Source organism: Nocardioides sp. JS614, assembly GCF_000015265.1.
In the GTDB taxonomy this organism is placed as follows: domain Bacteria; phylum Actinomycetota; class Actinomycetes; order Propionibacteriales; family Nocardioidaceae; genus Nocardioides.
Genome location: NC_008699.1, coordinates 1,540,155 through 1,558,275, shown reverse-complemented (window position 1 = coordinate 1,558,275; position 18,121 = coordinate 1,540,155). Strand labels below are relative to the sequence as shown.

Annotated in this window: 17 protein-coding genes; 4 read left to right on the top strand and 13 right to left on the bottom strand. The window is 71.5% G+C overall.

Annotated features, from left to right (window positions below):
- The first annotated feature begins 144 nt into the window (after positions 1–144).
- Positions 145–1,584, top strand: a complete 1,440-nt coding sequence (locus NOCA_RS08840) for a DEAD/DEAH box helicase (RefSeq protein WP_011754931.1) — start codon at positions 145–147, stop codon at positions 1,582–1,584.
- Positions 1,585–1,664: 80 nt separating this feature from the next.
- Here NOCA_RS08840 and NOCA_RS25660 read toward each other — a convergent pair whose 3' ends face one another.
- The gene (locus NOCA_RS25660; protein WP_011754930.1) at positions 1,665–2,369 is read right to left on the bottom strand and encodes a L,D-transpeptidase; all 705 of its coding nucleotides are present in this window, start codon (positions 2,367–2,369) and stop codon (positions 1,665–1,667) included.
- The gene (locus tag NOCA_RS08830; RefSeq protein ID WP_011754929.1) at positions 2,366–3,190 is read right to left on the bottom strand and encodes a ParA family protein; all 825 of its coding nucleotides are present in this window, start codon (positions 3,188–3,190) and stop codon (positions 2,366–2,368) included. The genes NOCA_RS25660 and NOCA_RS08830 overlap by 4 nt, the downstream gene beginning before the upstream one ends.
- A gap of 203 nt (positions 3,191–3,393) precedes the next feature.
- On the opposite strand from NOCA_RS08830, the gene NOCA_RS08825 reads away from it, so the two are divergent.
- On the top strand, positions 3,394–4,155 hold the full coding sequence (locus NOCA_RS08825; RefSeq protein WP_011754928.1) for an SDR family NAD(P)-dependent oxidoreductase: 762 nt from the start codon (positions 3,394–3,396) through the stop codon (positions 4,153–4,155).
- 3 nt (positions 4,156–4,158) lie between these two features.
- On the opposite strand, the gene NOCA_RS08820 is transcribed toward NOCA_RS08825, so the two are convergent.
- Both NOCA_RS08820 and NOCA_RS08815 read right to left on the bottom strand, forming a co-directional pair.
- On the bottom strand, positions 4,159–5,049 hold the full coding sequence (locus NOCA_RS08820) for a PHP domain-containing protein (RefSeq protein WP_011754927.1): 891 nt from the start codon (positions 5,047–5,049) through the stop codon (positions 4,159–4,161).
- A 27-nt stretch (positions 5,050–5,076) separates the two neighbouring features.
- Positions 5,077–5,724 carry a DUF6758 family protein gene (locus tag NOCA_RS08815; protein WP_011754926.1) on the bottom strand — a complete coding sequence of 216 codons (648 nt, stop codon included), beginning with the start codon at positions 5,722–5,724 and terminating at the stop codon, positions 5,077–5,079.
- A 357-nt stretch (positions 5,725–6,081) separates the two neighbouring features.
- On the opposite strand from NOCA_RS08815, the gene NOCA_RS25655 reads away from it, so the two are divergent.
- Positions 6,082–7,326 (top strand): HNH endonuclease signature motif containing protein, encoded by a 1,245-nt coding sequence (locus tag NOCA_RS25655; protein WP_011754925.1) that lies wholly within the window; start codon positions 6,082–6,084, stop codon positions 7,324–7,326.
- Positions 7,327–7,419: 93 nt separating this feature from the next.
- Here the strand turns inward: NOCA_RS25655 and NOCA_RS08805 are convergent, their stop codons facing one another.
- Together NOCA_RS08805 and NOCA_RS08800 are read right to left on the bottom strand one after the other, a co-directional pair.
- A complete protein-coding gene (locus tag NOCA_RS08805) occupies positions 7,420–7,992 on the bottom strand; it encodes a histidine phosphatase family protein (RefSeq protein WP_011754924.1) in 573 nt (190 codons plus the stop codon).
- Positions 7,993–8,011: 19 nt separating this feature from the next.
- A complete protein-coding gene (locus NOCA_RS08800) occupies positions 8,012–9,973 on the bottom strand; it encodes a CASTOR/POLLUX-related putative ion channel (RefSeq protein WP_011754923.1) in 1,962 nt (653 codons plus the stop codon).
- Between the two features lie 107 nt (positions 9,974–10,080).
- Between NOCA_RS08800 and NOCA_RS08795 the strand changes: the two genes are divergently transcribed.
- A complete protein-coding gene (locus tag NOCA_RS08795; protein ID WP_011754922.1) occupies positions 10,081–11,262 on the top strand; it encodes an MFS transporter in 1,182 nt (393 codons plus the stop codon).
- 17 nt (positions 11,263–11,279) lie between these two features.
- On the opposite strand, the gene NOCA_RS08790 is transcribed toward NOCA_RS08795, so the two are convergent.
- From NOCA_RS08790 to NOCA_RS25650, 7 genes are all read right to left on the bottom strand, one after another.
- Complete coding sequence (locus NOCA_RS08790) at positions 11,280–11,813, bottom strand: MaoC family dehydratase (protein ID WP_011754921.1); 534 nt, start codon at positions 11,811–11,813, stop codon at positions 11,280–11,282.
- 69 nt (positions 11,814–11,882) lie between these two features.
- Positions 11,883–12,065 carry a DUF5302 domain-containing protein gene (locus NOCA_RS08785; RefSeq protein WP_011754920.1) on the bottom strand — a complete coding sequence of 61 codons (183 nt, stop codon included), beginning with the start codon at positions 12,063–12,065 and terminating at the stop codon, positions 11,883–11,885.
- 136 nt (positions 12,066–12,201) lie between these two features.
- Positions 12,202–13,227, bottom strand: coding sequence for an endonuclease/exonuclease/phosphatase family protein (locus tag NOCA_RS08780; protein WP_011754919.1), 1,026 nt, complete (start codon positions 13,225–13,227; stop codon positions 12,202–12,204).
- 81 nt (positions 13,228–13,308) lie between these two features.
- Entirely contained in the window at positions 13,309–14,505 is a 1,197-nt protein-coding gene (locus NOCA_RS08775; RefSeq protein WP_011754918.1) for an acyl-CoA dehydrogenase family protein, read from the bottom strand.
- 53 nt (positions 14,506–14,558) lie between these two features.
- Positions 14,559–15,590, bottom strand: coding sequence for a hypothetical protein (locus NOCA_RS08770; protein WP_011754917.1), 1,032 nt, complete (start codon positions 15,588–15,590; stop codon positions 14,559–14,561).
- 4 nt (positions 15,591–15,594) lie between these two features.
- Positions 15,595–16,992 carry a phospholipase D-like domain-containing protein gene (locus tag NOCA_RS08765; RefSeq protein ID WP_041546408.1) on the bottom strand — a complete coding sequence of 466 codons (1,398 nt, stop codon included), beginning with the start codon at positions 16,990–16,992 and terminating at the stop codon, positions 15,595–15,597.
- 70 nt (positions 16,993–17,062) lie between these two features.
- Positions 17,063–18,121, bottom strand: a complete 1,059-nt coding sequence (locus NOCA_RS25650) for a hypothetical protein (protein WP_011754915.1) — start codon at positions 18,119–18,121, stop codon at positions 17,063–17,065.

Below are 18,121 nucleotides of genomic sequence, written 5' to 3'. Positions count from 1 at the left end.
GGTCGCCCAAGCGGCCCACGTATGTGCGCGGCAGACCGCATGCAGACCCGCATTCCGAGTCCGCCGCATCCGACATCTCATTCGGTTGATCCCGGCTGACTCACGAAAGCGACAAAGACCCTGACCACGTTCCGAGAGCTCGGGGTGCTCCCCGAGATTTGCGATGCGCTCGAGCGCGTCAACATCGTCACCCCCTTCGCGATCCAGGAGATGACCCTCTCCGTCGCCCTGATGGGCACCGACCTGATCGGGCAGGCCCGCACCGGCACCGGCAAGACCCTGGCGTTCGGCATCCCGGTGCTCCAGCGCAGCGTCGCGCCGAAGGACCCCGACTACGCCGAGCTGCCGCAGGGCAAGCCCCAGGCACTGATCGTCGCGCCGACCCGGGAGCTCGCGCTCCAGGTCTCGGGCGACCTCGCGCTCGCCGGCGCGGACCGCGGCCTGCGGGTCCTCACCGTGTACGGCGGCGTCGGCTACGAGCCCCAGCTCGACGCGCTCCAGGAGGGCGTCGACATCGTCGTCGGCACCCCGGGCCGGCTCATCGACCTGGCCAACCGGCGCGCGCTGGACATCTCCCACGTGCACGCCCTGGTGCTCGACGAGGCCGACGAGATGCTGGACCTGGGCTTCCTGCCGGATGTCGAGCGGATCCTGGCGATGACGCCCGAGACCCGCCAGACGATGCTGTTCTCGGCCACGATGCCGGCGGCGATCGTCGCGCTGGCCCGCACCCACATGCGGCACCCGATGAACATCCGGGCGGAGTCGTCGTACGAGAACGCCACCGTGCCCGCGACCGCCCAGTTCATCTACCAGGCTCACGATCTGGACAAGCCCGAGATCATCGGCCGCGTGCTGCAGGCCGAGGACGCCGGCAAGGTCATCGTGTTCACCCGCACCAAGCGCCAGGCGCAGCGGGTCGCCGACGACCTGGCCGAGCGCGGCTTCAGCGCCAGCCCGCTGCACGGCGACATGGCGCAGGTCGCGCGCGAGAAGGCGCTGACCAAGTTCCGTGAGGACAAGCTGCGGGTGCTGGTCGCGACCGACGTCGCGGCGCGCGGCATCGACGTCGCGGGCGTCTCCCACGTCATCAACTACAGCTGTCCCGAGGACGACAAGACCTACGTGCACCGGATCGGCCGCACCGGCCGGGCGGGCGCGTCGGGCATCGCGATCACCTTCGTGGACTGGGCCGACCTGGCGCGCTGGAAGATGATCAACAAGGCGCTCGACCTGCCCTTCGACGAGCCGCAGGAGACGTACTCGACCTCCGAGCACCTCTACCACGACCAGGGCATCGCGCCCGGCACCAAGGGCCGGATCGTCGACCCCGCCCCCGTCGAGCGCAAGCCGCGGGAGGACCGTGGCGGCGAGCGTCGCGAGCGCTCCGGGAACCGCAACCGAAGCCGCAGTCGGACCCGCACCCGGTCGGGTGAGACCGTCACCGCTGGCACGCCGGCGGCCACGTCAGCGGCGGCCGAGGCCGAGGGCGGGGAGGCCCGCTCGAACGGCTCCCGCAACCGGTCCCGCTCGCGCAACCGCCGCCGCTCGAGCGGCACCAAGCCCGCCCCCGCCGCGGAGTAGCTCGCGCCTCCCGGGTCGTGTGCCTGAGAACGCGCCATGGCGCGTTCTCAGGCACACGACCCTGCCTCGGACGGCGCCGGTCAGGCGGTGACGACGACGGTCGTGCCCAAGGGCGCGAAGTCCCAGAGCGCCACGGCGTCGGCGTGCCGCTGGCGGATGCAGCCGTGCGATTGCGGGGTGCCGAGCTGCGCCACGGTCTGCACCGGCTCACCGTCGTCGACCGGGATGTCGTGGAAGCCGATGGCAGCGCCCGTGTCGCCTTGGGTGAAGCGCACGAAGTTGCGCATCGTCCCGGAGTCGTCGACCCCCCAGGCCTGCTCGGAGCGCGAGTAGACCGAGTAGGTGCCCGGGTCGAGGTTGTCGGTGAGGCTCCCGGAGACCAGGTAGGTGCGCTCGACGTGCTTCGCGCGGCTGACCAGCCACACCCGCTGGCGGCTCTGGCTGAACACGATCCGCTTGCCGTGCCCGGTCCCCGGCGGCAGGGCCGTCCCCTCGGTCTCCTCCGGCTCCTCGACCGCTCCGCTCGCCGCGGGCCGGTCCGTGGTCGAGGACTCGGCGGTCGAGGAGTCCGTGGTCGGGGTGCCCGCGTCCGGTTCCACCGACCTCGACGGGACCGGGTCGACCGCCTTCTCGAGCGCGGCCGAGGAGTCCTGCGGATCGCCGACGGCCGAGGGCAGCACCCCGGTGCCGCCGAGCACCGCGATCACGGTCACGGAGAGCGAGGACCCGAGCGCCGCGAGCCGGCCGTAGCGGGGCCGGACCGGGGCGCCGCGGTGGCGGCTCACTTGCCGGCCTTCCCCGGACGGTCCTTGCCGGATCCCTTCTTGGCCTTGGGCCGCTGGGACCGGGCGACGAGGCTCTCGGCCACGTCCCGGTAGGCCTGGGCGCCCTTGCTGCTGCGGCTGGTCGCGAGGATGGAGCGTCCGGCCGCCGGCGCCTCCGCGAACTTGATCGTCTTCGGGATCGGCGGCTCGACGACCTCGAGGTCGTAGGTCTCGGAGATGGTCTCGAGCACCGTGCGCGAGTGGTTGGTGCGGCCGTCGTACAGGGTCGGCAGCACGCCCCAGACCTCGAGACCCCGGTTGGTGAAGCGGCGTACATCGTGGACCGTGTCGAGCAGCTGCCCCACGCCCCGGTGCGACAGCGTCTCGCACTGCAGCGGCACCAGCACCCCGTCCGCGGCGGTGAGCGCCGCGACGGTCAGGACGCCGAGGGACGGCGGGCAGTCGAGCAGGATCCAGTCGTAGTCGACCTCGGCGTCGGCCAGCGCCTCGATCATCGACCGCAGCACGTGCTCCCGGCCGGTCCGGGTGAGCAGCTCGGCCTCAGCGCGGGCCAGCTCGATGGTGGCGGGCACCAGGTCCACACCGTCCTCGGTCTCGATGATCACCTCGGCCGGGTCCAGGCCCTTGGTCAGCACGTGGTGGACCGAGAGCTCGAGGTCCTCCGGGTCGATGCCCAGGGAGAAGGTCAGGCAGGCCTGCGGGTCGAGGTCGACGAGCAGGACCGAATGGCCCAGCTCCGCAAGGGCGGCCCCCACCGACGCGACCGTCGTCGTCTTGGCGACGCCGCCCTTCTGGTTGGCGATCGCGAGTGTCGTGCTCATGCGGGGTCCCCGCGCCGTTGTTCGTCGGAGGAGCGGAGCGGTGGAGACGAAGAACGTCGTGGGGTGCTCATGCGGGGTCCCCGCGCCGTTGTTCGTCGGAGGAGCGGAGCGGTGGAGACGAAGAACGTCGTGGGGTGCTCATCGTTGCCCATCATGCCGGACGGGGGTGCCGGGATGGTGCAGCCACCTGTTTGACTTGCGTCATGTCGAGAACCGCACTGGTCACCGGCCCCACCGCGGGGATCGGCCGCTCCTTCGCCCACCAGCTCGCCGAGCGGGGCCACGACCTGGTGCTGGTCGCGCGCGACCAGGCCCGGCTGGAGGCCGAGGCCGAGGAGCTGCGCACGGCGTACGGCGTGCTGGTGGAGGTGCTGCCCGCCGACCTCACCGACCGGGCGCAGCTCGACGTGGTCGCCGCGCGGCTCGCCGACCCGGACCGCCCCGTGGACCTGCTGGTCAACAACGCCGGCTTCGGCCTGAAGAAACGGTTCCTCGACAACTCGGTCGAGGAGGAGCAGGCGATGCTCGACGTGCTGGTCACCGCGGTGATGCGGCTGAGCCACGCCGCGCTGGCCCCGATGTCGGAGCGCGGCAGCGGCGGCATCATCAACGTCTCCAGCGTCGCCTCGTTCCTGCCGCGCGGGTCCTACTCGGCCGCCAAGGCGTGGGTGAACAGCTTCTCGGAGTGGGCCCACTACGAGTACGGGCCGCAGGGCGTGACGGTGACCTGCCTGTGCCCCGGCTTCACGCGCACGGAGTTCCACGAGCGGATGGGGGTGCGCCGCGACTCGGCCCCGGGGTTCATGTGGCTCGACGCGGACACGCTGGTGGCCCGGGCGCTCAAGGACCACGCGCGGGGCAAGCCGTTCTCGATCCCGGGCGCGCAGTACCAGGCCATCGCCACCGCGGCCCGACTCGTGCCGACCGGCGTGCTGCAGCGGTTCCAGTCGATGGGCCGCCGCTGACCCTCAGCCCGCCACGGTGGGCGTGCCGCGCCCGGAGCGCTGCGAGGCCCCTCGGGCGAGCTCGAGCAGGCGGGCGTACTGCTCCGGGTCGGTGGTGTTGCAGCCCAGCTCGTGGTCCTTCTTCCCGTCGCCGTGGTAGTCGCTCGAGCCCGTGGCGACGAGGCCGAGGTTGCGGGCGATCGCGCGCAGCCGGTCGCGGGCCCGGGCGTCATGGTCCTGGTGGTCGACCTCGATGCCGGCCAGACCGAGCTCCTGCAGACCGCTGAGCGCCTCCTCGTCGGCGCGCTCCGACCCGCCGAGGGCCAGCCCGCCCCGCCCCCACGGGTGCGCGATCACCGAGACCCCGCCCGCCTCCGCGATCAGCCGGAGCGCGTCGACCAGCGGCACGGCGTACCGGTCGATGTGGGCGGGCTTGCCCCAGCCCAGGTAGGTCGCGAACGCCTCGTCCCGGTCGGCGACGGCGCCGATCGCCACCAGCGCGTCGGCGACATGCGGCCGCCCGGTGGCAGCGGTGCCGTACGACGCGCGGCGGACGTCGTCGGAGGTGATGTCGATGCCCAGCGACCGGAGCCGCTCGATCAGCACCGGCACCCGGGACTCGCGGCCGTCGAGCACCCGGTCGAGGGCCTCGACGAGGGGCGGGTACGTCGGGTCCGGCAGGTAGCCCAGCAGGTGCACGCTGCGGCCGCGGTGCTCGGTGCTGATCTCCATGCCGGGAACCACGTCCACGCCGGCCGCCTCCGCGGCGCGGGTCGCCTCTGCCCAGCCGGCCGCAGTGTCGTGGTCGGTGATCGCCACGACGTCGAGCCCGGTCGCCGCCGCGGCGCGCACCAGCTCGGTCGGGGTGTCGGTCCCGTCACTGGCCCGCGAGTGCGTGTGGAGGTCGATGCGCACCCGTGCAGCCTAGGACGTCCTCGAGGCTCACCAGCCGGGGCGGGGACCCCCGAAGGGCAGCTCCACGAGCTGCGGTCCCAGGTGGGACACGTCGCGCAGGATCCAGTCGTCGCGCAGCAGCAGCAGCGCCGAGGCCGGCCGCAGCACGATCCACAGCCAGCGACCACCGGCCTCCCCCGCCACCACGGACCGGTCGAACTCGCCGTCGGCGCTGCTGGTCGACACGTCCCAGAGGTTCACCGCCTGACTACCGATCCGGATCCGGACCGCCGGTGGCCGGTGCCCGATGTCGCCGCCGGGGTCGTCGTACCGGGTCCCGGCGCAGCGCGCGCCGAGCCCGGTGCCGGCCTCCTCGGCGACGACCAGCACGTCCACCGGGCCGTCCAGCTCGCTGGTGCCGGACGCGCAGGTCAGCGTGGCCCGGGTCCGCTCCGGGCCGTCGCCGACCGCGGCGAAGTCCGTGACGCTCCACCCGGGGCTCAGCGGCCATGGCAGGTACGTCGGGAACAGCCGCGAGACCGCCAGGTGCTCGCCGAACGCGTCGTACGTCGACTCCGGGGCGTGCCACAACGCCCGGGTCAGCCCGTGCTGAGGGCATGCCCAGCGCCCTTCGGGATCGTCCGGCGCCTCCAGCACCGGGGCTGAGCAGCGCACACAGCTGGCCGCGAGCGACATGGCTCCACGGTGCGGATCGCGCGGTCGGGCGTCAAGGGCACAAGGTCCGCGGCCGGGGTGGTCGAGCTCGTCGAGACCCCCCGCAGGCGACGCAGGACGCTGCCATGCCGGTGGTTGAGGCGCGAGCGCAGCGAGCCTCGAAGCCACCGCGCCGGCCACGACCCTGCTGCGACTCACCGTCGGCGGGTGGTCGCGGTCCTCGGCAGCAACGGGACAGGCCCGCGTCGGGTCGCGGCCTGCGACCGGGTCACTGGCCGACCCCTCTGACCGTGCTCGAAGAAGGTTTCGATCACCTGTTGACTTTTCGAGCATACGTTTGATATCATGTTCGCACGCAACACTTCTCGGGAGCGTCCTATGACCGCACTGGCCCAGCCACGACACCAGGTCTCCCGCGCCCTCGCCCAGGTCCACGCCCTGCTCGACGAGATCACCGAGGCGTCCTTGTGGTCGATGGACCCCGCCGAGACCGCCGCCACGCTGGTCGAGGCCACCCGCGCGTGCGCCCGGGTCGCCGAGCTCGAAGCCCGGGTCGCCTCCCACGCCACGAGGGTGGAGGTCGCCGAACGGGCCGGGGCGACGTCGCTGACGAACTGGTGGGCCCACGCCACCCGGCAGACCCATGGGACCGCGGCCGCCAAGACCCGACTCGCCGCCAGTCTGGGTCGGCACGGCCTGGTCCGTGACGCGCTGGCGGCCGGGACGGTGCTGGTCGACCAGGCGGCGGTGATCATGACCGCGGTCGACGCCCTGCCCGACGACGTGGACCCGGTCCTGGTGGAGGAGGCCGAGCATCACCTGATCGGCCAGGCCGCCCACTTCGACGCCCACGCGCTACGCCGCCTCGGCAAAGGCCTCCTGCACGTCATCGACCCCGACGCCGCCGACGCCCACTACGCCCGACTCCTCGAAGCCGAAGAACGCGCCGCCACCCAGACCACCCGGCTCACCCTGACCGACCACGGCGACGGCACCACCCGACTCCGCGGCACCCTGCCCACCGCCCAGGCCCAGACGCTGAAGAAGCAGCTCCTCGCCTTCGCCGCCCCCAAACACCGCGCCGCGGTCGAAGGATCAGTGGGGGAGCGGCTGCCCGGGCCCGAACGGCTCGGCCGGGCCCTGTGCGAATGGATCGAGCGCTACCCCACCCACCGGCTCCCCGACGCCGGCGGCCTCACCGCCACCGTCGTGGTCACCATCCCGGTCGAGACCCTCCTCGGCGGCCTCGAGCCCGGTGTCTTGGACACCGGCACCACCATCTCACCCGGCCAAGCCCGCCGCCTCGCCTGTGAAGCCCAGATCATCCCCATGATCCTCGACGGCAACTCCCAACCCCTCGACCTCGGACGCCGGCGCCGGTTCCACACCAAAGCCCAACGCCTCGCGATCGCCCACCGCGACCAGACCTGCACCGCCGACGGCTGCGACTGGCCCCCCGGCCTCTGCCACATCCACCACAACAACCCCTGGGCCGCAGGCGGCCCGACATCGGTCAAAGACGGGCGACTCCTCTGCCCCAAACACCACACCCGCGCCCACGACCCCCACTACACGACCACGACCCTGCCCGGCGGGAAGGTCGCCTTCACCAGACGGACATAGACCGACCACCGACCTTCGACCCGCCACCACCACCCGCCAACCGGACGCCAGCCGCCGGCCCTCGCACGCGCGCCCGCGGGCCACTCCCCTGCCTCAGGAGTTCCAGCAGCGCAGGACCGGCGTCTCCCGCTCGTAGCCGAGGACCGAGACGGTAGCGGTGTCCAGGCGGAAGTGCCGGCCGTCGGTGGCCGGGAGCGCCAGCCAGCGCGCGGCCAGCGCCCGCAGCGCGTGCCCGTGGCCGAAGGCCAGCACCGGACCATCGGCTCGTCGCACCCGCTCGACGACGCGGTCCAGCCGGCGGGTGACCTCGGCGGCGGACTCGCCGCCCGGTGTCGGGTGGGTCCACACGGTCCAGCCCGGCACCTTCTCCCGGATCTCCTCGGTCGTGGTGCCCTCGTAGTCGCCGTACGCCCACTCGACGAGGTCGTCGTCGGGGACCGCGTCCGGGAAGCCGGCGAGCTCGGCGGTCCGCCGCGCCCGCAGCCGCGGGCTGGTCAGCACCAGTGCGAAGCCGGCGTCGGCGAGGCGCGGCGCCAGCGACCGGGCGACCTCCTCGCCCTCCGGCAGCAGTGGCAGGTCGGTGGTGGAGGTGTGCCGGTGGTCGCGACTCCACTCGGTGGCGCCGTGCCGGACGACCCAGAGCTCGTGGACGGGCGGCTGGTTCACCCGGCCATCACAACACAGCTCAGTCGTCGGCGAGCACGACGACCCGGTCGCCCGGCAGGACCTGGAACGTCTCGGACTTCGCCGGGTTCACCCGCACCCCGAACGACGCGTCGGCATCGGCCAGGGCCACCGACTTGTAGCCGATCGCGGTCTCGTTGCGGCGCGTCGCGCCCGCGACGATCGTGGCGAAGGAGACCTCGGCGCCCGGCGCGACGTACCACTCCGCGGGCCGCAGGTAGATCTCGCTGCCCTCGTTGCCGAGCAACTGGCCGAAGACCAGCTCCAGGCGCGGATCCTCGGAGAGCTGGGTGACCAGCAGGCTCACGATCTCGCCGCTGACGACCACGTCGTCGACGTGCGCGACCTGCGCGAGCACCCGGTTCCGGTCGTCGAGCATCTCGCTGACCACCGGCGTCGCGGCGTCGAACCGGGACAGGATGTCGCGCACGTGCAGCAGCGTGACCAGGGTGCGCGCGTCGGCGGCCTGCGGGGCGAGGTCGTCGGAGTAGCACAGCACGATGACCTGGTCGAGCCCCTCGACGACGTGCTCCTCCAGCGTGGCGCGGTCGGTGGTCGGCCCGGGTGCGACCGTGACAGCGAGGTTGCGGAGGCCGGGCACGGTCGGCACGGCGTACGACGTCAGCACGGTCAGCGTCGAGCCGGGCGGGGCGTAGTGGTCGAGCTCGCGCACGACGATGGGCGCCCGCTCGTTCCAGCCGATCAGCAGGGCCTGGGTCGGGTGCTCCTCGTCGGCGGCGACGGTGCCGAGGAGGTCGAGGTCGGGGCGGCTGGCGGCATCCGGCTCCCCCCGCAGGGTGGAGTCGTCCTCGGCGACCACGATCAGCGTGTGCCCGGCGACGCGGGTCTCGGGAGGCGGGTTCAGCGTCGGCACGCCGTCCGCGATCAGCCCGATCACCGAGGCGCGCTCGAACGCGAGCTGCGCGTCGGCGTACGTCGCGCCGTCGAGCCGGTGGTCCTCGAGGAAGTAGATCTCGTCGCCGTCGTAGTCGAACAGCTCGGTGTAGACGGCCGCGGCGCCCGACTGCCGGGAGGTCTGGACGACCAGCTTGGCCACGGTCTCGCGGATGTCGAGGAGCACGGTTCGGTCGGCTCCGACCAGACGGGCCGCCTCGAGGTTGGTCGGGTTGCGGATCTCCGCGACGATGCGCGGGCCGTCCGCGCCGGCGTGGGTCAGGGCCAGCAGCGACTTGATGACCTCACTGTCGGGGTCGTCGGAGTCCTCCGGGGCGAGCAGGATCACCGAGCGCGCGGTCGGGTGGCTGCTCAGCGCCAGGTCGTCGAGGTCCATCGGCGAGCCGGATCGGCAGATCACGCGGGTGCCGCGAAGGTCGCCGACCTTGGCGCGCAGGTCCTCCTCCATCTCCACCTTGTCGCGGTCGGCGAGGATGACGATCACCGGCTTGCGGCGGCTCTCGTTGGCGATGGTCAGCTCGCGCACGATCGTGAAGATCGAGTCCGACCAGCCGAGGATGACCGTGTGGTCGCGCTCGAGCACGATGGAGCGGCCACGGCGCAGCTCCGCGAGCTTGGTGTCGATGCCGGCGGCGATCACGCCGATCAGCGCGCTGACGATGAACAGGCCGCCGATCGTCAGCAGCAGCATCGTCAGCAGGAACCGCCAGGGGGTGTCGCCGTCACCCGCGACGGTGCCCGGGTCGAGGGCGTGGAACAGGCTCTGGATCAGCTCCCGGAAGAAGCTGCCTTCGCCGCCCCCGCGCAGGCTGAGCACCGTGACGAGGACCGTGAACACCACGATCAGCGCCAGGGTGGCGACGCACAGCCACATGATCAGCGCCGGCGTGCCCCGCGACATGCTGTTGTCGAAGCCGTAGCGGAGCCGGTCGCCCCAGCCCGAGCGTGGCGCGCTCGTCGCCCGCGTCGGCCCCGGGCCGCTCGGGCCCTGCGACTGGGCCATCGCCTTCGCCGTCCGCTGCCGCAGCTGCTGCCCGGTGCGCGCCATGTTCCCTCTTCTCGCCGATGGGCCGATCAGCCCGTGCTCACGGAATGGTGGACCAGCTTGGCCGAAGTGGCACCGCTTTTCGGACAACCCGTGCCACGATGCGGCGCATGGACCTTACCCGGGCACGGCTGGGGACCGCGTCCGGGTTCCTCAGCCAGGGCCTGATCCTGCTGAGCCTGACGACCCGCCTCCCGGAGTTCCAGGACCGCTGGCGGCTCTCGGACGTCCAGCTCTCGATGATCCTGCTGATGATGATCCTGCTGGCCGGCGCCGGCTCGGTGGCCGCCGAGGCCCTCGCCAAGCGGCGCGACAGCGCGCTGCTGCTCCGCACCGGACTGCTGATCGTGGCGGTCGGCGTGCCGGTGCTGTGCACGGCCCGGGCGACCGAGACGTTCGTGGCCGGTATCGCGGTCTACGGCTTCGGCCTGGGCATCGTCGACGCGAGCACCAACATGCAGGCGGTCGCGCTCGAGCACCGCTACGCCCGTCCGATCCTGCCGTCGTTCCACGGCGCCTGGACGCTCGGCGGCGTGATCGGCGCCGCCGTGACCCTGGCGACGTCGCACCTGCCGCTCTCCGCGAACGCCGCTGTCGGCGTCATCCCGCTGTTGGTCGCGTTCCTCCCGTTCCTCCCGCGCGACCACGGACCGACCGAGCTGTCCGCCCAGGTCGCGGTGCCCTGGCGGCCGATCCTCCTGGTGGGGACCGCGATGGTGCTCTTCTACATGGTCGACACCGCCGTGCAGACCTGGGGGCCACTGTTCCTCGACCACACCTTCCCGACCCCCGAGCGGTACGTCGCACTCGCGGCGTTGACCTACCTGCTCGTCAGCGGCGCCGTGCGGCTCGCCGGAGACGGGCTGGTCCGCCGCTTCGGCCCGGTCCCCGTGCTGCGCGCCGGCGCCGTCGTGGGGGCCGCGGCGCTCGCGCTCGTGGTGTTCTCGCCGGATTGGCGGGTGGCCGTCCTCGGCTTCGCGCTGCTCGGCGGCGGGGTCGCGGTGGTCGCGCCGCTGAGCTTCTCGGCGGCGGCCCGGATCGCCGGTGCGGCCGAGGACGGCGAGGAGTTCGAGCCCGCGGTCCGGCAGGCACGCGTGGACGCGGTGATCGCGCGGTTCAACCAGTTCAACTACGTCGGTGCGCTGCTCGGCTCGGTGCTCACCGGCCTGGTCGGTGCGGACTCGCTGCGGATCGGCTTCGCCGTCCCGATGGTGCTGGTCCTCGGCATCGTGCCGCTGGCCCCGGCGTTCGCGCCCCGCGTGGCTGCCCGACTGGTCTCCCGACAGGACTGACGGGCCGGGCGGCCGCGTCAGCCCTGACTCGAGCCCGGCCAGTTGCGGTCCGGCTGCGGGACCGGGCGGCCGGGCTGCTCCCCGCCACGCGCCTCGAGGTAGTTGTTCTTCGGCACCATCACCTTGCGGCGGAAGATGCACACGACCTTGCCGTCCTGGTTGTAGCCGATCGTCTCGACGTGGACCACGCCGCGGTCGTCCTTGGACGTCGACTCCCACTTGTCGAGCACCGTGGTCTCGCCGTACAGCGTGTCGCCGTGGAAGGTCGGCGCCACGTGCCGCAACGACTCGATCTCCAGGTTGGCGATCGCCTTGCCGGAGATGTCCGGCACGCTCATGCCGAGCAGGATCGAGTAGACGTAGTTGCCGACCACGACGTTCTTCCCGAACTGGGTCGTCTCCCCCGCGTAGTGCACGTCGAGGTGCAGCGGGTGGTGGTTCATGGTCAGGAGACAGAACAGGTGGTCGTCGTACTCGGTGACCGTCTTCCCGGGCCAGTGCTTGTAGGTCGCGCCGACCTCGAACTCCTCATAGCTGCGTCCGAACTGCATGCGCACACTCTGCCCGGCCGCGGGCCGGGTCGCACCGTGGCTTATCTCACCAGCAGCACGGATCGGGCGTCACGAGCCTCCGCCACCGGCCTTGCGGCGGTGCATCTTCGGGCCGCCGCTGGCGACCTCGGAGCCGTGCGCCTTCTCCCGGAGCGGGCCGTCCTGGTGGACGCCCTTCTCCTTGTCGTTCTTCCGGTCGAGCGCCTCCCGCATCTTCGCCTTGAGGTCGTCGTTGGCGTTCGAGTCGGTCATGGATCCTCCACGGGTCGAGCCGGCCAGTTCCTGTGATCGGGTCCTGCGATCCGGTGCCGCGCACCGGCCCCTCCACCATGGCACGGCGGACCATCCCCGCGCCACGGACTTCGGTCCCGCCGAGTTTGGCGGCCGGTCAGGGGACGTTCGGCGTCGGGCTGCCCGTCGGGGTCGGCGTGGGGGTCGGCGACGTCGTGGGCGCCGGGCAGTCGGTCGGCGCGATCACCGGCGGCAGCTCTGCCTGGGCGATGATCATCGGGTGGTCGGTGGACTTGCGGATCCGCGGCCCCCGGTTGGCGACGTAGCCGCTGAACGTGGTCTCCGGTGAGCCGAAGATCCAGTCGATGAACGTCGGGCGGGTGGGTGCGCAGGTCCGGCCGTCGTTCATCCCGCCGTTCGCCGAGACCATGTCGGTGCCCGACGTCATCCGGCAGTAGTAGACGTCGCGCTCGTTCATGTCGCCGGTGACGTAGACCGGCAGCCCGCTCTCGGCGCGTAGGCGGTTGACGAGGGCGATCTCGATGTCGGTCGCCTGCTTGCGCCACTTGGCGGCGGGGCCGCGCGCGTCGGCCGGGTTGTGGAAGGAGGAGAAGTAGGCCTGCTGGCCCGATTGGAGGTTGCGCAGGAGGACGACCGGCATCCGGAGGATGGTGCCGTGGAAGTACGGGATCTTCACCCAGCTCGCGCTGACCAGCTCCCACTCGTCGACCTTCCAGGCGACCGAGTTCCGCATCCCCTTCTTGCCCCACAGCAGTCCCGGGTAGGTGGCGTACGAGCCGGCGGTCTCCTCGAGGAAGACCCGGTACTGCGGGTTCTGGAACTCCTGGAGCCCGAGGACGTCGACGTCCTTGGCCTGGATCACCTTCGTCAGCCACCGCATCCGCTGCTCACCCGACGCCCAGCCCTTGCGGTTCCCGCCAGCGGCCGTGTGGTCGGCACCGAGCACGTTCAGCGAGCTGATCGTGAACTGGGTGGCCAGACCCGGGGTCGGCGTGCTCGTGGGCGTCGGGCTCGTCGTCGCGTTGCCCTCCGCAAGTCGGGCGGCCTCGTCACCGGCACCGGTCCCGCCGGCGACGCGGAGCACGAGAGCGCCGAGCACCATGCCCAGCAGCAGGGCCGCGACGAGGGCAGCACGGGAGCGCGAACGGGGGTCGGACAGCATCGGGTCCTCCGGGGAAGGTGAGGCGACGGAAGAACTCTAACGTCACATCCGTCTCACCGGCCCCATTGGCGGGCCTGCGCGTCAGCCCTTCAGCTGGTAGTCCTTGAGCAGTGAGCGGCCGATGATCATCTTCTGGATGTCCGAGGTGCCCTCGCCGATCAGCATGAACGCCGCCTCGCGGTACAGCCGCTCGATCTCGTACTCCTTGGAGTAGCCGTAGCCGCCGTGGATCCGGAAGGAGTCCTGGACCACCTCGTTGCAGTACTCCGCCGCCACCATCTTGGCCATCCCGGCCTCGACGTCGTTGCGCTCGCCGCGGTCCTTGAGGCGGGCCGCCTTGACCATCATCGCGTGCGCGGTCTCGACCTTGGTCGCCATCTCCGCGAGCCGGAACAGGATCGCCTGGTGCTGCGCGATCGGCTTGCCGAAGGTCTCGCGCTGCTGGGCGTAGGCGATGGCCAGCTCGAACGCGCGGTTGGCGATGCCCACGGCCCGGGCCGCGACGTTGACGCGGCCGACCTCGACGCCGTCCATCATCTGGTAGAAGCCCTGGCCCGGAGCACCGCCCAGGACCTGGTCGTCGGAGACCTGGTGGCCCTCGAAGACCGCCTCGGTGGTCTCCACGCCCTTGTAGCCCATCTTGTCCAGCTTGCCCGGGATGGTCAGCCCGGGCGCGGTCTCCCCGAAGCCCGGCTCCTTCTCGACCAGGAACGTCGTCATGTTCTTGTACACCGAGTCCGCACCCTCATCGGTCCGCGCCAGGACCGCGACCAGGTTGGAGGTGCCGCCGTTGGTCAGCCACATCTTCTGGCCGTCGATCGTGTAGCCGCCGTCGGTCTTGGTGGCCTTGGTCTTCACCGCCGACACGTCGGAGCCCAGGCCGGGCTCCGACATGGAGAACGCACCCCGGATCTCGCCGGTCGCCATCTTCGGCAGGTACTTGCGCTTCTGCTCCTCCGTGCCGTGCTTCATCAGCATGTAGGCCACGATGAAGTGGGTGTTGATCACCCCGGACACGCTCATCCAGCCGCGCGCGATCTCCTCCACGCACAGCGCATAGGTCAGCAGCGACTCGCCCAGGCCGTCGTACTCCTCGGGGATCGTGAGCCCGAAGATGCCGAGCTCCTTGAGCCCGTCGACGATCTCCTGCGGATACTCGTCCGCGTGCTCCAGCTCGGTCGCGACCGGGAGGATCCGCTCCTCCACGAACGCGCGGACGGCCTTGAGGATCTCGGTCTGGTCCTCGGTCAGTCCCTCGGTCTCACACAGGCGGCCCATGGGCGTCCTCTCGGTCGGCGGCGTCCCGGCAGCGGGACGAATTCGCGGGTAACCTACTTCTTCTTCCCAGTCTTGGCCCATGTGAGATCACGCACCGCGTGAGAAAGGCCACGCACGGCCGCCTCGAGCTCCTGCTCGACGGACACGGTCTCGGGCTGCACGCCGGGGACGGGGTGGGAGGTGAGCTCCGCGAGGTCACCGACCACCGGGCAGCCGAGCTTGCGCAGCGCGGCGATCTCCCGCTCCGAGCGCTGGTAGACCCAGGGCTCGTCGAGCCCGAGCACCGGCTCCTCCCGGCGATGCCGGGCCATGCCGTTCTTCGCCAGCACCCGCTTCACCTTCTGGTGGTACGCACCTCGCGAGAGCGGTGCGGCGGCGAGCTCCTCATTGAGCCGGCGCAGGACCAGCGTGGAGGCCAGTCCGAGGGACGGGTTGGCCGGGACGTCCAGGCTGCACGACTCCGGGGCGACGCCGAGGACGCCGGCGTACCGGTCCCACAGCAGGTTGCTGGGCGCGCCCTTGGGGGGAGCGGTCACCAGCACGACGTTCTCGGTGCCGACGACCGCCGCCCAGCGACGCGCCATCGCCGCCACGCCCTGCTGGCGCCAGAAGGAGTTCGCGAGGGCGGAGTCCTTGCGCTCCTCGCGGACCGCGACCAGGTAGTCGGCCCAGGTCGCTCGCCCGCCGTTCTGGACCGACTCCTGCCACATGCTCGGGATGGTGCGGGCCAGGTCGCGCACCGTGAGCACCACGGTCACCGGCGTCGTGCCGAGCGAGCCGACGATCTGCTCGATCTTGCTGGGCTTGCGGGCACCGAAGAACTCCACGGAGAACAGGGCCGTGCCCGGCCAGGCCTCGACCTCGCGGACGGTCCGGGCCCAGGGTCCGTCCGGCGAGAGCTCCGGCTGGCCCTTGCCGCCGCGCTCGATCGCGTCCTGGGCGGCCTTGATCTGCTCGCGCCACTTGCGGCCCAGGAAGCTCACGCCCTGCTCGCGCAGCGCCTCACGGTTGTTGGCGACGACGTTCTGCAGGAACGTCGTCCCGGACTTCATCGTCCCGACATGCAGGACCAGCCGCTCGGCCACGCGATCAGTCGCCCTCCCAGTAGCGGCCGGAGAACTGCAGGTCGGTGCTCGTTGCCCGCCGCGCTCTCGGCGTGGTCGTTGTCGTGGTCGGCTCGCACTCCGGTGGGGTCGGGTAGAAGGCCGGGCCCGGGCTGTTGCCGACCGGCCGCGAGCGGTGGTTCCAGATGAAGTCGAAGTTCCGGTTCCACTGGTTGACCAGGTGCGGGCCCTTGACCCGCAGGATCATCTCGTCGCCGCTGATGCCCGACGGCGTCCAGTTGCTGGAGCCGGTGAACACGTAGGAGGTGGAGGCGTCGTCCCCGTAGTGGCCGGAGATCGTCAGGTACTTCTGGTGGCTGTACATGTCCACCTCCTGCAGCTCGTCGCAGTCGGTGTTGTAGCTGTCCGTGTGCCTCGGGACGGTGCCGCGCGGGGTGTTCATGCCGATCACCCGCTTCATCTCGGTCCCACCCAGCGCCCACAGCACCTTCACGTCGCAGCCCTGCGCGTACAGGTTGCGCAGCCGCTCGGCGATCCAGCTGCCGCGTGCGCCGTTCCAGGCGTGCATGGAGACGCGGATCTTGGTCCGCCCGTTCGTACCGGTGCCGCCCCCGGCGCCCGTGCACTGGACCGGACGCAGGATGTCGATGACGGGGTCGCGATCGCGGGTGTTGCGCGGCCGCGGCATCACCCAGAGCTTGTAGTCGCGCAGCTCGTCGACCTGGTAGAGCGGGTTGGCGGTCTTGTCCTTCTTCAGCTCCCAGAAGAGCTTCAGCAGCCGGGCGTAGAGGTTCGGGACGTCGTTCTTGACCAGCAGGTCGTTGAACTGGTGGATCGCGGCGTTCCCGGTGAGGTTGGCCGAGCCGGTCATCACGACGTTCTTGGCGCCGCCGGTGTGCTCGAAGAGGTAGATCTTGTCGTGCGCCACGCCCTGGACGCTGCGACACCCGGTCTTGCAGGTGTAGTCCCAACTCTTCTTGCCGCGGTTGGTGCCCAGACCGTGCTTGAGCATCTTCATCGCGGTCGTGTACTGGTGGTCGTTGTGCAGGACCTGCACCCGGACGCCGCGCTTGTGGGCGTCGAGCAGGGCCCGGGCGACGTTGACCCGGTCGAAGGAGTAGACCGCGATCCGGATGTAGGAGCCCTTGCGGGCGTGGTTGATCGCGGCGACGATCTGCCGCTCGATGCGGAACTTGGCCTCCTGGAGGCCCCAGGGGTCGTTGAACCAGCCGCCGGTAGCCGGCATCCAGGGGTTCTTGGTGCCCTCGGCGCGTGCCGGCGCGGTGCCCGTGCGAGCGCTGCCGGCGCTGACGACAGCGGAGTCGTCGACGTGCGCCTGGGCCGGGCCGGCGAGCGGTGAGGCGGCCAGCAGCGAGGCACCCAGCGCCGCCGCGCCCACCAGCGCCAGGATCTTCGACCTCACAACCACACCCCTTGCACCTCGCATCACCGAGATCACCGACGCGCCAGGACAGCGTCGAGCACGCAACCGGTCAGGTGCTGGGTGCGGTCCTCGCCGAACGACGCTTGCGGCGCCCCGTCGCGCCCCCGGACAACTCACGAACGTCGGCGAGCATAACAGCGACCAGCTGGCCGGCTGCATCCACGAGCTCGGCCTCGGTGACACTCGTCACGGGCCGCTGGGCCGGCAGCTCCGCGGGGACCAGCAGGGACTCGACGTCGCCGACGACGTGGAAGCCGCGCCGCCGGATCAGGCGCACGGCGCGCTCCGCCCGCCCTCGGCACTCCGCGAGCAGCTCCTCGTCGAGCCCGAACGACTCGCCCGGCTGCGTCGCGAGATGGCCCTCGGCCAGGTAGCCGCGGATCCACCGGCCCCGGTCCGTCGGGCCCTTGAATCCGCGCAGGTGCTGGTTGACCCGGCGCAGCAGCTCGACCTGGACGACACCGAGCGACTGGTTGGCGGCCCGCTCGGGCAGCGGGTAGTCGGAGTGCAGGCCCACGACGCCCGCGAAGTTGCGCCAGTGCCGGTCCGCGGGCTCGCCCTTCGCGGGCATCGGGAGCACGTGCACCCGCTCCGGCGGGACCACGCTCCCCCACCGCTTCAGGACACCCTGCAGGTCCCAGGTGCGCCAGCTGAACTCCGAGCCCGGGCCGGACTTCTGCGGGATCTGGTCGATCGGCTCGATGCCACCGTTCTTGACCATCTCCTGCCACCCGGCGGTGAGCATGCCGGCGGCGTGCCGGGCGGTGACGATCACGTGCACCTCGGCGGGCGCCAGGTCTGCCACCACCCGCTCGGCCTGCTGGCGTGAGGCTCCGCAGAAGAACTCATGGGTCACCAGGCCGGTGCCACTCGCCCGGTTCAGCTCGTCGCGCAGGCGACCCCAGGCGCCCTTGGCCCGCGGGCCACGGCGCCGGAGGTTCTTGCGGCCCTGGGCATCGAGCGCGGCCCAGAGGTGCTCGCGATGGCCGGAGCCCGGGAGCAGCACGCCGTCAGCGGCCACCAGCTCGCGGTTGGCCCAGAGCACGCCCTGCAGATAGGTCGTCCCGGTCTTGGGCAGCCCGATGTGGAGGAAGACCCGGTCGGCCAC